Genomic DNA, 14,600 nt, shown 5'->3' on the forward strand with positions numbered 1-14,600 from the left:
CATGCCAGAGCTCCCCGAGGTGGAGACCATGCGTCGCGGGTTGCTGTCGATCATCGGTAGTTCCATCGACCAAGTCGAATACCCTGAGATTCCCTATCGACCCATAGTCGTATACCCTTCACGCGAAGAGCTTGCACGACGGGTGACGGGGCAGAAGGTCACTTCGGTGGATCGCGTTGCAAAGCGAGTCCTGGTGCGACTGGCTTCTGGGGATTCGATTGCCATGCAACCAAAGATGGCAGGGATTGCGATGTTGTGCGATCCGCCAACGGATGTCCATATTCGAGTTGTCTTTCATTTGCGAGGAGATAATGCCGACAACGATTCTCCAAGCCAGTTTCTGTACTGGGACCGGAGAGGATTGGGTACGGTCTGCTTGTGGACTCCCGATGAAGAGATGCAACATCTGGGGCCGGATAAGTTGGGTCCCGATGCACTAACAGTTGAACAAAAGGTATTTGTCGAGCGATTCCGACAGTCCAAAAAGCCTGTAAAAGTTGCGTTGCTCGATCAGCAGATCGTAGCAGGGATTGGGAACCTGTATGCGGCGGAGATATTGTTTGCGGCCAAGGTATCACCAGAAGCGCGTTGCAGCGAGTTGACTAGGGTGCAGTGGCGTTCCATTTTTCAGCACTCGCGACGCATATTGTTAGAAGCCATCGAGAAAGAAGGCTCCACACTGAGCGATGGGACTTATAGAAATGCGATCAACGGCGAGGGAAGTTACCAAAACCACCATCTTGTCTACGACCGGGAGGGGATTCTCTGTGAGCGTTGTAAGAAAGGTACGATTGCAAGAATCGTCCAGGCTCAACGAAGCACCTTCTACTGCCCACGTTGCCAAAAATAGAAAATTGTTTTGGCAAGGACGGTGTTCGGCGTTTATGTGTGTCTAGCGACTTCGATCCCAAGTGCTTTAGCCAAGCGATCGGCAGTAGCCAAGCGGATATCGCGTTCACCGGATAGAAATCGAGAAACTACGATTTGCGAGATACCGGCTTCTTTACAAATCTGGTAAATGGATTTTGGGCTCGACTGGATCGCGCGACGCAAAGCGTCACTGATACCACCAACCACGGGTGCAGAAGAATTTACAGACGGAAATTCCTTGATTACTTGGCTACGAGCTAGTTCATCACTCTCAATCTCCGCACTGGTCAAATGTCGATCACGGTTGATTCGTTCAAATTTCTTGCGTTCCATTTCATTCTCCCGGTCGTTCCGGAACTTCATACCATACGGGAATGTTTACTTTCGGTGATGGTCTCGCAGCAACTGAATCTTTAAGATCGCAACGCAAGTTGGACCGTGAGTTATCTCGTTTTCTAGGACCATTCGAACCGCGTCGGAGAAAGGCAATCGGAAGCACTCGATTTGTTCAGTTGCTTCTGGAGATGGGTCGATAAAGGAAAGCTCCGTGGCCAGGAACAGTTTTGTAGGAGACCAAAGGGCCGCGGTCAGCGGATCCACCACGCCGAATTCCTGAAGCCTACCTGCGATGACACCTATCTCCTCTGCCAACTCTCGCTGGGCGGCAAACTCAGGAGTCTCGGATTCCTCAACTCCGCCACTGACCCCCTCAATGGTATCGCGTCCTACCGCGTAATGAAATTCTTTGGTGAGGTACACGTAATCGTCGTTGTCGATTGCAATGACGCAAACGCCAGGTTTGATCCGGACCGTGGAGTAGGTCCCGGGATTGCCATCAGGACGCGTGACCTTATCGCATCGTACTTTCATCCACGGATCTTCGTAGACGACCTGTCGCTCGTTGATAATCCAAGGTCCATAGGGATGATGGGGAGGAAAATCATCACGTGAACTCGGATGCAAAGGTGACCTCTAAGGGGTAGTCGGAGTATTCTCTCTGGTCGGCGATTTCTCAGCTTCTTTGGCTCTCGCGACATCTCGAGCGAGATCACCGACTTGTTCTAGGAGCGTGAGTTCCAAAGTATAATCCGGTTCGTTAATGGCGTCACTCTTATCGGATGGCTCTTTCCAAGATTGTGATGCCATGCATACATCGACCGACCTTGCATTTACGTCTCTCGCAATATCCCCCAGCTCGTCGTCGTCCAATTCGATACCCAGTCGGTTGGTCATAGCTTTTCTCAGCAGCAAATCTTCAATGTTCGCTTGAACGGAAAACTCTGAGTCATCGCCGACCGATTCGATTCCCAAAATTCTCGACTCCGATGCGTGTCGCGAAGCTTTGAAGAGTTCCGTAAACTGCGACCAACCCAAGGCGTAGACGTAAGGAGAGTGCATGTTCGCTAGTGAGGTCGAGTGGTCGCGCATGGATTTACCGCCTTGGATTAGAGAAAGAGAGAGACATCTATCTCTCTAGGTCGCTTTACACAGCACGCAACTGCGTGCCCCAAAAGTTGCGGTTTATACGCTGCTACCGGCGTTTCAGGAGGAAATCTTTAGCGATTGTGCCGATTGGCGGGGCGTGGGTTCAGGGTATGTTCGCGGCAATTTAATCGGTGGAACGCACTGGAATACGGGTGCTCGATCGCGTATTATGAGGGTATGAACACCAATTATTCATCCAGAGATTTGCTGAAGCATCTCTCGGCCCTCCCCCCCACTCGTCGGGAATTCCTTCGTCGCAGCGGCACCGGTTTCGGTGCACTGGCTCTAGCTGGCCTTTTGGGTAGCGAGGATCCTTACGCCTTTGCCGATTCTCAGGGGGCAGCTGATTTTCAAGGAAGCATTGGGCAGGGAAACCCGAACCCAATGTTCCCAAAGAAGCCCCATTTTGAACCGAGGGCCAAAGCGGTCATCCACCTGTTCATGAACGGCGGCCCGTCTCAGGTAGACACTTTTGACCCAAAACCTGCCTTGGACAAGCTCCATGGTCAACCGGTTCCTAACAACCTGCGGACCGAGCGCGAGACCGGTGCTGCCTATCGATCCCCGTTCAAGTTTCAGAAATATGGGGAGAGTGGCATCGAGGTGAGTGAATTGTTCTCTCACGTCGGAGAGATGATCGATGATGTTTGCGTGATCCGTTCGATGCACGCGAACGTGCCAAACCACGAGCCCTCTCTCATGCTGATGAATTGCGGAGATGCGACGTTGGTACGTCCCTCGGTGGGTTCCTGGGTGACTTATGGCTTAGGCAGCATCAATCAAAATCTGCCCGGATTCATATCGATGTGTCCCGGTGGCTATCCGATCAAAGGTTCTGAGAACTGGCAATCCGGGTTCTTGCCCGGGGCCTATCAAGGAACCTACGTCAACACCAAGAACCAGGACATCGAAAAACTCATCGCCAATATTCGCAACGCTTCGGGTATGAGTCAATCCGATCAGCGACGCCAGTTAGACTTGCTGCAATCGCTGAATCGTAAGCATCAAGAGGCGAGGCAGAATGATGCGGAACTGGAGGCTCGTTTGCAAAGTTTCGAGCTCGCTTATCGCATGCAGATGGAAGCCAGCGACGCTTTCGATATCAACCAGGAGCCGCAGCACATTCGAGATATGTATGGCCACACGGTCCAGGCAAAACAGATCTTGATTGCCAGACGTCTTGTCGAGCGTGGCGTGCGTTACATTCAGTTGTGGCACGGTGCTGGGCAACCTTGGGATAGTCACGATAATATCAAAGATGCACACCGCAATTTGGCTGGTGAATGCTCACAGGCGATTGGGGCGTTGCTGAAAGACCTTAAGCAACGAGGATTGCTGGACAGTACGCTCGTTGTTTGGGGGGGAGAGTTCGGCAGGACACCAACTGTGGAATTACCGAAACCGGGTGCCAACGCTGGGTCTAATAGTGGCCGGGACCATAATCACTATGGGTTCACCATGTGGCTCGCTGGGGGGGGCGTCAAGGGTGGCTACGTTCACGGAGCAACCGATGAGTTCGGTTTCGAAGCGGTGGAGAACAAGGTTCACGTACATGACCTGCATGCGACGATGCTACACTTGTTGGGGTTCGATCACACCAAGCTAACGTATCGCTATGCGGGACGTGATTTCCGCTTAACCGATGTTCATGGAAATATTGTTCGCGATATCATGGCGTAATTCGAGTCGAGCTTAATCGGGGAAGCTCACTTTTGCCCAAAAGGGATGTTGACGATCGCAGCGTGTCCTTACATCCTGCAGCAACGTTCGAATGTCTGGGTTGAGCTCAAACTGTTTGTTCTTGACCCCAGCGCTTACGCGAACATTCCGAGTCATATCGATCATTTCAGGCGTAAACCACAGGGTAAATCGATCGGCCGGATTGGTTTTCATATTCACAAAGTTGTTTGGCTCTCGCTTTATGGACGATTCGACGGTGTGCTCCGTGCCCGGTACGAAAAGGAGCGGATGATTGATGTTTTTCCCTTCTTTAAGCTGATCGGTTTCATACCACCAAAAGAATCTATCTCCGAGTCGATTTGTCTTCACCGAGAATTCTTCGATGTTGAACTTTCTAACATGGTTTGGCAGATTGATCCATTCGAAGATGCGCGGTAGCTCTTCTTGAAAGAAATCTACACCCCTGCCGTTGTAGATAGTCACCATGACATCGTAGGCGCGGGTGCCCAGGAGTTTGTCCCAGACCATCGCATTGACTTCTCGATGTACTTCCAAACCTTTCGCCGCTAGCTCACCAGTTACGAAGTACTGTGGCACATATCTGGTATTCGGAAGGTATTGCTTAACATACTTGTCCGCTATGCCGCCGAAAACGATACAGCCTGCCCACAAATCGGGATGTCCTAGCGCTATATCCCAAGCTCCATCGCCGCCAACATTGTGGCCGGATAGGTAAACTCTATCATTGTCGATGCTGAAGCGACGCTTTGCATCTAAGAGTGACGCGAGAACATAGAACTGCTCGTTCTCGGTGTAGTTATAAGTAGGCTGCTTGGGTAGTTTCCAGTAAGGAGCAACGACGATGAAGCCATTCTTTGACGCTTCGCCCCATCCGCGTTCGGTTTGTGGATCGATTGGTCCTGACCAGATATCCAATTGATCCCCTGGTTCACTGGTCTGGCCATTCATGGTCACGATACAAGGATAACGCCGGTACGGATTGTATTCCGGAGGGAGTTGCACCATATAAGTCGCCTGGAGTCCAGCCATCTCGCGCGGCAAGGGAACTTGGATCATGTAACGACCTGGAACTTTCTTCTTTTCGACAACCTCTAAGTTGTCCGGATCGGGCCAGAAAGAGATGGGATGCAGCATTTCGTCAGGCGGGGGCATGGGCGGTGCAATGTTGGCAACAATTCTCGAAACGTAACGTGGTGAGCCCGATTCCAATTTGGCCAACTCATCGAGAATGGAATCGTTCGCTGTGGGTGAAGAGAGGTACTGATAAACCAGCTGTTTCGCCTTAATGGCTGATAGAACAAGCTTAAAATTTTCCTCCGCAAGTCCCGAGCCGTAGATCCATCCGCCAATTGCAAGAGCAACTCTCACTTCTAAATCGGCATCCTCACGAAGTCTCAGATAATCGGTCAAACGAGTTTGTGTGTCGGGAGTAAGATGCTTCTCCATCTCAGCCACGATCCCTAGGCAATCCTGTTTAGCCTGGGGATCGGTTAGTTGCTCTATGTCCGCTTTGATTGTTTTCAGCAATGCATCGCGTTCTTCAATTTCCTGTTCAAAGGACTGTTGAAGTGCTTTGATTTGCAGAGAGGTTTCGAGTGCAAAAGTGTCCGTCGAAATACTATCGACGATTTGTTTGGCGAATTGATGTTGTCCTGCCTTGGACTTTAGGGACTTGGCCAGATTGAGCAATTGATCGACCGCTTGTTGTTCCAATTCTTTTAATAATGGCCGCAGGCCTTCTTCTTCTGGGAAGAGTTGCAACGTCAATTTTAGTGTCTCACGAGCTTCTACGAAGCGTCCAGCAGCTCGATAAAGGCTGACGATATCGATATAGGATTGTGATCGATTGACATCGGCATTCTTGAGCAGAATGTCGTGTAGAGTCGCGGGTGGAACGGAATCCAATGAAATCCTCATGTCCCAAGGAACTCCACCCGCAGCACCTCGCAGTCCTTCGACGCGAATGTAGTGAGGTGCTATCTCGGTGATGCCCTGTTCCACGACAGTTCCAGAATCGAACGCAAAGAAACGTCGGCCCAACACATCGAATCGTGACGCGATTGCAGAAGTGAACGGTATAGTTCGACCGCTATCGGGAGGGGCTACCAGTTTTACATTTGCAGGAAAGACAATGCTGCTAGGTTTACCAAGCTCCAATTCACCGATGACCATACTATTGTTGACGTAGGTCGCTCTGAGCCCATCGTCCATAGCCGCGATGTTGACTACGCCTTGCCCAACTCGGTTCTTGTTGCTTATAGATGAGATCGGTCCCCCAGTGACGGGGCTGATGATCATCCCATTCTGCAACGTTACAGAAAGTCGTTGCTGCCCCAATAACCATGATTCGGACATCAACGACAAAACGGCAAACGCCAAAACGCCTGCCGCCTTACGTAGCCAATCGGTCTTTCCAATCCAATGAAAACTATTCCATCTAACCCTAGTGCTGAGCATTTGTCTTAAGCCGTACGAACTCAGAAAACCCGCAAAAGGATAGTTGGGAGCCATTGGTTACTTTAAACCCCGACGAATAAGTAGTGCTTCTACGTTTGGTTCCGCCCCTCGGAAGTCTATATATTGTTTCATAACATCTCGGCTCCCGCCACGAGAAAGGACCGTTTGCCTGAATTTTCCACCAATCTCGGGGTTGAGTCCTCCCTGTTGTTGCATGTATTCAAAGGCATCGGCAGCCAAAACCTCGCTCCACATATAGGCATAGTAGCCTGCCGAATAACCACCGGCAAAAATATGGGCGAAGTACGTGCTCCTGTAACGAGGCGGAACAGGTGCGAAATCTACACCGTATTTGGCAAGGATTTTTGATTCAAAGCTCACCACATCCGACACCTTTTCTTCCGGAGCTAACGAGTGCCAACCCAGATCTAGCAGGGCCGCAGCGAGATACTCGAGCGTCTCGTAGCCTTTGTTGAACTTGCTGGCTGCAATGCTCTTTTCCAGAAGCTCTTTTGGCAATGGCTCACCAGTCTTGTAGTGCTTAGCGTAGTTCGCCAGTACCTCAGGATGGATGGCCCAGTCCTCGTGAACGGTCGATGGGAACTCAACGAAGTCGCGAGGAACCGAGGTACCGGACAGTCGAGGATACTCAACATCGGAGAACAGCCCATGAACTCCGTGTCCTAACTCGTGGAACATGGTGACGACATGATCCAAGCTTAGAAGTGTCGGCTCACCTTTGGCAGGCTCTGGGATGTTCATGACGTTCACGATAACGGGCAATTGATTCAACAGTCTGGCTTGATCTACGAACGAGTTCATCCAGGCACCACCGCGCTTGCTGTCCCGAGCGTAGTAGTCAGCATAAAAAATCCCAACCAAATCACCATCTTTATCTATCACGTCGAAGACTCGCACCGATGGATGATAAATGGGTAGATCATGTCTTTCTTTGAACGAGATTCCGTATAGCTTGCCGTAGGTGTAGAACATCCCGTCCACAAGCACGCGATTGATCTCAAAATAGGGCTTAACCAGGTTCTCGTCGACTTGGTATTTGGTCGCTCTCACCTTCTCAGCGTAGTATTCCCAATCCCAAGGCTGAACGTCATCGGTGATGCCATCGACTTTCATGGCTTCCTTGATATCTTCGGCCTCTTGTTTGGCTTTGGTTACGACACCAGGTGCAAGATCCTGAAGCATTTTGAAAGCTGCTTCCGAATTTTTGGCCATTTGGTTTTGCAACGTGAACGAGGCGTGGCTATCAAAGCCTAGAATCTTTGCTCGCTCGGCCCGCAATTGCGCCAGCTGAATCACTAGCGGTTGATTGTCGATACCACCCTTCTCACCAAGTCCCCGGTTCGCAGACGCTTCCCAAACCTTTTGGCGAGTCTCGCGGTTCGAAAGGGACGTCAGGACTGGCTGGCGAGTTGTGTTCGTAATGGGCAGGAGGTACTTGCCCTTCATGTCGCGTGCCTCAGCTGCTTGTGCAGCAGCAGCGATGTCGGCATCGCTCATTCCTGCCAACTCGTCGACGTTATCGATGATCACGGAACGTTCTTTGGTGAGCGCCAGTAGATTGTTCTGAAACTGAGTGGTTGCCGAAGAGAGTTGTTCGTTGATTTCTCTGATGCGCTTTTGCTCGGCGTCATTGAGTTTAGCACCAGCTCGCACGAAACCTTCATAGTATTCCTGAAGCAATCGTTGCTGTTCTTCATTCCAATCCTTGAATGCCTCGCGTTGATTCCAAAGGGATTCCACTCTTTGGAATAGCTTCTTGTTTAGATAGATATCATCAAAGTGAGCAGCCAAGCGTGGGGCCATGGTTGCTTCGATCTCTTGGATGTCGTCATTGGTGTGAGCCGATGCCAAGTGAAAAAAGACCGCTTGGACTCGATTGAGAGCCTCACCCGTTTTCTCCAGGGCGACCAGTGTATTGTCGAACGTGGGAGGCTCCTTTGACTCGGCGATAAGCATCACTTCCTCGAGTTGCTCCTTCATGGCAGCTTCGAATGCGGGAAGAAAATGCTCATTCTTGACCCGCCCGAATTCAGGCGACTTGAGAGGCAGAGAGCTCGGGACTAAAAGCGGATTGGCATCGTTCATAGAAACGTATATCGGTTGTTCAGAGGTCGGGTTCTGGGCCAAGGAAAAGGGGATGGGGCTGATGCCGAGAGCGAGGCATACCATCATCGAACGAGTGTACCGCATAGGAAGAACTCCAGAAAAACAGGGAAATTGACAAGCCGTTTCGGCACCTTATGGAGAGAACCTATTTATCCCCCAAATTGGCTTCTGGGGCAATGCTTTCGAGAGGAAAACCAGCTGTCAGGTAGGTTGCGCTTGCTCGGCTTCTATTCTTAGATAACGCAGGGCAAGTAAAAGAGGTAGAATGCTGGGACGTTCAGCCCAGCCAACTTTGCCCGTTCAAAGTCCCTAGTGGACAGAGCTAGTCCTATGAGCCCTAGATGCCGTCAAGATTTAGTGGGATGCACGAACAACCTCAAAAACCTCTTGCATCGTTGGAATGAAGCGGTCGCGCAAGTCGACGAATCATGGTCCGATCAGACAGCCAAAAAGTTCCAGGAAGAGAACTTGAGTACCGTTAACGACTGTTTCGGTCGACTGATCGCCGGTTTGCAAGAAGCGACGGACTTAGTTCATACGTTGGAAAAACAGCTACGAGATGACGAGACGTGAGCAAAGTAGAATTTCGAATTACAAATCGACGCCATTTGCCACATCGTTAAGATACTGCCTATTGATAGCAATTTTTCCTTTACTTCTCGAAATAGAATCCGGAATCCATGTCCACATCAGACAAAAAGAGTGCTAGCGATAACTTGGAAATGTGTTTTCCATGTTCCGATGCCTTGAGGGAGACCGCCGAGCATGGCAGATTGTTCGAGTCGAAAAAGAGGATTGCAAATTGGCAACGCTGGGGAAGCTATCTCTCAGAGAGACAATGGGGAACGGTGCGCGAAGACTATTCGCATAACCAGGATGCATGGCATTTTCTACCTCACGATCATGCTCGTTCTCGTGCCTATCGCTGGGGTGAAGATGGACTGCTGGGCCTTTGTGATCGACAAGGACGACTATGCTTTTCATTTGCTTTTTGGAATACAAAAGATCCGATTCTCAAAGAGCGATTGTTTGGTTTAACGGGTCCCGAAGGCAATCACGGTGAAGACAACAAAGAGTGTTATTACTACCTGGACGCGACACCAACGCACTCGTACATGAGGGGTTTGTACAAGTACAGCCAAAAACGATTTCCGTACGAACAATTGGTCGATGAGAGTCGAGGGCGTGGGCTACTCGATACCGAGTTTGAATTGGTAGATACCAATGTATTTGATGACAACACTTATTTCGACTGCGGAATCGAATACTGCAAAGAAACGCCAGACGACATCCTCATTCGATTAACCGTAACGAATCGAGCGTCCGAAACGGCCACCATTCATGTTCTGCCACAGTTGTGGTTTCACAATTCCTGGGTCTGGGGTTGTACTCACGAAGGCTGTGAGGTTCGACCGCGAATGAGATTAGTTCGGACACCAGAAGATCCCATAGGTGTCGTTGTAGGAAATCACGAAACGCTTGGACACTTTGAATTTCGTATCGAATCCGACCAAGAAAGACTTTCGCCTCGCTGGCTCTTTACAGAGAATGAAACGAATCCAGACCGCCATCCCGATGTTCCCACTTCGGGCGACATGTTCAAAGATGCCTTCCACGAATTGGTAGTGAATCAGGTTGCAAACGGAGCTGATGAACGCACGCATGGTACCAAGTGTGCCGGACACTATGTTCTGGAGATACCTGCTGGTGAAGCTGTGCAGCTACGATGCCGCATCACGGGCCAAAGCGATGAGAGCTTGGCCTCTGGTGAACCCAAAGAGAATCCCGGCAAGATCTGGTACTCTCACGTCGACTTGGCGAATCCGTTTGAGGAAATCTTCGCTAAGAGAAAAGAGGAAGCAGATGCGTTTTACCAGGAGGCAATACCAGCGAGCTTGACACCAGAGGAGCGAGCTATCTCGCGGCAAGCTTACGCCGGTTTATTATGGACCAAGCAATTCTATTACTATGTGGTGGACTCTTGGATCACCGGTGATTCAAACGGTAAGCCGTTACCCGACGGTCGTAGGGAAGGTCGAAATCGAGATTGGTCTCATCTGTTTAATCGAGATGTGATATCGATGCCTGACAAGTGGGAGTATCCCTGGTATGCAGCTTGGGATTTGGCATTCCATATGATCCCGATGGCGAGAATTGATACCGAATTTGCCAAGAGTCAGTTGGTACTCTTCTTGCGAGAATGGTACATGCACCCGAACGGGCAGATTCCAGCCTACGAATGGGCTCTCAGCGACGTGAACCCGCCTGTTCACGCGTGGGCATGTTGGCAAGTTTATCAGCAATGCAAAGACAAAGATTTTCTGGCCCGTACGTTTCAAAAGCTACTCCTTAATTTTACCTGGTGGGTCAATCGGAAAGACACGCGAGGCCAGCACGTTTTCAGTGGTGGATTCTTGGGGCTGGATAACATCGGGGTCTTTGATCGAAGCAAACCCTTGCCCGGTGGTGCGACGCTCGATCAAGCGGACGCCACGGCATGGATGGCATTTTACTGCGGTTGCATGTTGCAAATGGCATTGGAACTATCCGATGAGAGTCGGGCTTACTCAGACATGGCGAGCAAATTCTTCGAGCATTACGTCGAGATTGCAGAGGCCATGAATACTCTACACGGCACAGGACTCTGGGAATCTGAAGATGGCTTCTACTACGATCATTTATATCATCATGGAGAAAGCACCGCACTCAAGGTCCGATCTCTAGTCGGTCTTATACCACTTTGTTCGAGTCTCGTGATTCAAGAGTCGCGAATTCGAAGCTTGCCAGAGTTTAATCGGCGGATGAATTGGTTTCTGAAATATCGACCGAATATGTCAGAGCACATGTCGTATATGACATTCACCTGCCCTAACAATTCTTCTGATGGCATGAGACTCTTAGCGATTCCGTCTATGGATCGTTTTAAGAAACTACTTACCTACATGCTTGATGAAAAGGAGTTCCTTTCCCCGTACGGAATTCGTTCCCTTTCGGCTGCACATAAAGACAAGCCGTTCGAATTTGAATTTTATGGAAACCGGGAGCGCGTCGCCTATGTGCCTGGAGAAAGTGACAGTGGTATGTTCGGTGGGAACAGTAACTGGCGAGGCCCAGTCTGGTTCCCACTCAACTACTTGATCGTGCTGTCGCTACGAGATTATCACCGGTTCTATGGCGATTCGTTCCAAATCGAATGTCCGACTGGTTCGGGGGTGATGATGAACTTGGCCCAAGTTGCAGACGAAATCGAGCGAAGATTGATCAATCTATTTCAATTCAATAGCGAAGGGGTGCGGCCCGCCCACGGTCAGGATCCCCGTTACAAACAAGGGGCCGAGTGGAACGAGCAAATTCTGTTCTATGAGTACTTCCATGGTGATAACGGTCGAGGATTAGGTGCGAGCCATCAAACAGGTTGGACGGCGCTGGTTGCTACCATGCTGGAAAATCATGCGAAATGCGCGAGCAAGAAGTGAGGGAATCTATGAATGATTCTAAAAAGCGGTCCCGCTTCTCGAAGAAACGCTTGGCCCTGATCAGTTTGTCAGTCTGTGTGCTTTTAGGGGGTGTTGCTGGAGGGGCTGGGGTGTGGGGGTACCGCCAGCTCACAAAAAGCCTGCCAATCCTAGACGGCAAAGTAGTCGTCAAAGGTGTTCAGGAAGAGGTAACAGTAGAGCGGGATTCATTAGGTATCCCAACGATTCGCGCGACCTCACGGCAAGATCTAGCTTTCGCGACAGGTTTTGTTCACGCGCAAGATCGCTTTTTTCATATGGATCTCCTGCGGCGAAATGCAGCTGGTGAGCTTGCAGAACTGATCGGCCCCGCGCTAGTCGAACGAGACAAATCGACACGCGTACATCGCTTTCGAACTGCCGCGAAAAAAAGACTCGAGCTAGAGCCGGAAGCGACTCGTTCCTTGCTCAGATCTTATACCGATGGCGTGAACGCTGGACTTCAGTCACTTCGAGCGTATCCATTCGAATACTTACTGCTGGGCCAAACGCCCGCTCCTTGGACGCCCGAAGATTCTTTGTTGGTAGTGTTCTCGATGTTCCTCGATCTTCAAGGGAACCAATTCGAATCCGAGCGGCAGCGTGGTTTGCTACACGAGCTGGTACCTCAGGAGGCTTTTGATTTTCTTGTTCCTCGTGGTGGACAATTAGATGCGCCGATCTTTGGCGAAGCCTTTCCTGCTCCCGCCATTCCCGGCCCTGAGATTTTTGATCCTAGGACAGTACCCAAGCCTAAGGATCAACCTAAGGTAGCTGCGACCGGAGGGGCCCATCCCATGTCGAGCTTAGACGACGACCAATCCTTTGATACGCCCTATGCGCTAGGAAGCAACAACTGGGCTGTGGCCGGAAGTCACACGAGAGATGGCAGAGCTTTGGTGGCGAACGATATGCATCTGCGCATACAAGTACCACATATCTGGTATCGAGCCTCCTTTGTTCTTGAAAATCGTTCCGAGGACGTGACTCTCAGTCGCACGACAGGTGTAACGTTACCTGGCGCCCCCGCAATCATTGTAGGCTCCAATGGTCATGTTGCATGGGGATTTACGAACAGTGAAGCTGACTGGCTCGACGTTGTAATCATCGAAGCAGATCCGAATGATTCCAGCAAGTATCAAACCGTTGACGGTCCCAGAGCGTTTCAATCCATTCCGGAAGTCATCAAGGTTCGCGGGGCATCGGATGTGACTATCGACATAAAGTGGACTCAATGGGGGCCAGTGCTCGGGCAAGAAAAATCGGGCCGCGATCTAGCGTGCCGATGGGTGGCACACGATTCCGAAGGGATCAATCTCAATTTGATGAAGCTGGAAGAGTGTCGCTCTCTAGAAGCCGCCATGGATATAGCCAACCTAAGTGGAACACCACATCAGAACTTTGTGGTCGCCGATGCGAAGGGCCGAATCGGTTGGACCATCATGGGCCGAATTCCAAGACGAGCTGGCTTTGATGGATTCTTGCCTACGTCCTGGGCATATGGCCAGCATGCCTGGCACGGCTACCTGGAGCCACACGAGTATCCGCGTGTGATCGATCCTGCCGTAGGGCGAATTTGGACCGCCAATGCTCGTGTTGTCAGTGGCGATGCATACCATGTTCTTGGAGATGCTGGATACGATCGGGGAGCAAGGCAGAAACAAATCAGAGATGCTTTACTAGAGATCGAACAAGCGTCCGAATCCGACATGCTGGCTGTGCAACTTGATAAACGCGCCGTGCTGCTCGACCGATGGAGGGCTGTGATGTTGAGTGCTATGGAATCCGAAAAGGGGCGTGACCTGCCCATGAGAGAGTCATTGCGTGAGGTCATCGAGACTTGGGATGGCAATGCAACAGTCGACTCGGTTGGCTATCGGATAGTTTGGGCCTTTCGAAATCATGTCGCGACCGAGATGGCAAATTTTCTAGGTCGCATTGGACGAGAACAAGACGACAAATTTAGCCTAGTTCGTCATCGAAGGCTGGAAGAGTCGATCTGGGAGATACTGCAGCAGCGACCTGCCCACTGCTTGGACCCAGCGTTTTCCGATTGGGACCATTTTCTCGCGGAACAAATCAAAGCCGTTCAGTTGGAGATCGAAAAATCAGGTTCCTTAGAGCAATTCACTTGGGGGCGAGTCAATACGACCAACATTCAACATCCTATGAGTATGGCCATTCCGTTGGTCGGCAAATGGATTGATATGCCAAAGCATCAACTGGATGGTGGTTGGTCGGACTTGCCGTACATACAATCTCCTTCGTCGGGAGCATCGCAACGCATGGCGGTCTCACCTGGTAGGGAAGAAGATGGTTACATGCACATGCCATGTGGACAGTCTGGGCATCCTCTTTCACCCCACTACTCGGACGGCCACGAGGCCTGGGAACAAGGTAAAGCCACGCCATTCCTGCCTGGTCCAACGGTTAATCAGCTACGATTGCTGCCCGAATAATGATGAG

At 50.7% G+C, this 14,600-nt stretch carries 10 protein-coding genes; 5 read left to right on the forward strand and 5 right to left on the reverse strand.

The genetic code is table 11. The features are described 5' to 3' along the window. The first annotated feature begins 1 nt into the window (after window position 1). Complete coding sequence (gene mutM, locus SH449x_RS15030) at window positions 2-850, forward strand: bifunctional DNA-formamidopyrimidine glycosylase/DNA-(apurinic or apyrimidinic site) lyase (protein WP_482376891.1); 849 nt, start codon at window positions 2-4, stop codon at window positions 848-850. Between the two features lie 32 nt (window positions 851-882). On the opposite strand, the gene SH449x_RS15035 is transcribed toward mutM, so the two are convergent. Genes SH449x_RS15035 through SH449x_RS15045 form a run of 3 tightly spaced genes read right to left on the reverse strand, consistent with a single transcriptional unit; the run spans window position 883 to window position 2,298 of the window. Next, window positions 883-1,203 carry a helix-turn-helix domain-containing protein gene (locus SH449x_RS15035; protein WP_482376892.1) on the reverse strand — a complete coding sequence of 107 codons (321 nt, stop codon included), beginning with the start codon at window positions 1,201-1,203 and terminating at the stop codon, window positions 883-885. Between the two features lie 45 nt (window positions 1,204-1,248). After that, on the reverse strand, window positions 1,249-1,833 hold the full coding sequence (locus SH449x_RS15040) for an NUDIX domain-containing protein (RefSeq protein WP_482376893.1): 585 nt from the start codon (window positions 1,831-1,833) through the stop codon (window positions 1,249-1,251). Between the two features lie 9 nt (window positions 1,834-1,842). Beyond that, complete coding sequence (locus SH449x_RS15045) at window positions 1,843-2,298, reverse strand: hypothetical protein (RefSeq protein ID WP_482376894.1); 456 nt, start codon at window positions 2,296-2,298, stop codon at window positions 1,843-1,845. Between the two features lie 234 nt (window positions 2,299-2,532). On the opposite strand from SH449x_RS15045, the gene SH449x_RS15050 reads away from it, so the two are divergent. Further along, a complete protein-coding gene (locus tag SH449x_RS15050; protein WP_482376895.1) occupies window positions 2,533-4,035 on the forward strand; it encodes a DUF1501 domain-containing protein in 1,503 nt (500 codons plus the stop codon). 12 nt (window positions 4,036-4,047) lie between these two features. Here the strand turns inward: SH449x_RS15050 and SH449x_RS15055 are convergent, their stop codons facing one another. After that, a complete protein-coding gene (locus tag SH449x_RS15055) occupies window positions 4,048-6,567 on the reverse strand; it encodes a carboxylesterase family protein (RefSeq protein WP_482376896.1) in 2,520 nt (839 codons plus the stop codon). Window positions 6,568-6,570: 3 nt separating this feature from the next. Then, window positions 6,571-8,724, reverse strand: a complete 2,154-nt coding sequence (locus tag SH449x_RS15060) for a M3 family metallopeptidase (protein ID WP_482376897.1) — start codon at window positions 8,722-8,724, stop codon at window positions 6,571-6,573. A 246-nt stretch (window positions 8,725-8,970) separates the two neighbouring features. On the opposite strand from SH449x_RS15060, the gene SH449x_RS15065 reads away from it, so the two are divergent. The 3 genes from SH449x_RS15065 (at window position 8,971) to SH449x_RS15075 (ending at window position 14,593) form a co-directional block, all read left to right on the forward strand. Next, window positions 8,971-9,213: a hypothetical protein gene (locus tag SH449x_RS15065; protein ID WP_482376898.1), complete on the forward strand. Its 243-nt coding sequence runs from the start codon at window positions 8,971-8,973 to the stop codon at window positions 9,211-9,213. A gap of 107 nt (window positions 9,214-9,320) precedes the next feature. Next, window positions 9,321-12,116 (forward strand): MGH1-like glycoside hydrolase domain-containing protein, encoded by a 2,796-nt coding sequence (locus tag SH449x_RS15070; protein ID WP_482376899.1) that lies wholly within the window; start codon window positions 9,321-9,323, stop codon window positions 12,114-12,116. Window positions 12,117-12,124: 8 nt separating this feature from the next. Further along, window positions 12,125-14,593: a penicillin acylase family protein gene (locus SH449x_RS15075; protein ID WP_482376900.1), complete on the forward strand. Its 2,469-nt coding sequence runs from the start codon at window positions 12,125-12,127 to the stop codon at window positions 14,591-14,593. Window positions 14,594-14,600 lie beyond the last annotated feature (7 nt).

Origin of the sequence: Brakhagea baltica (genome assembly GCF_052161605.1) — a bacterium.
Taxonomy (GTDB): Bacteria; Planctomycetota; Planctomycetia; order Pirellulales; family Pirellulaceae; genus JBKCUI01.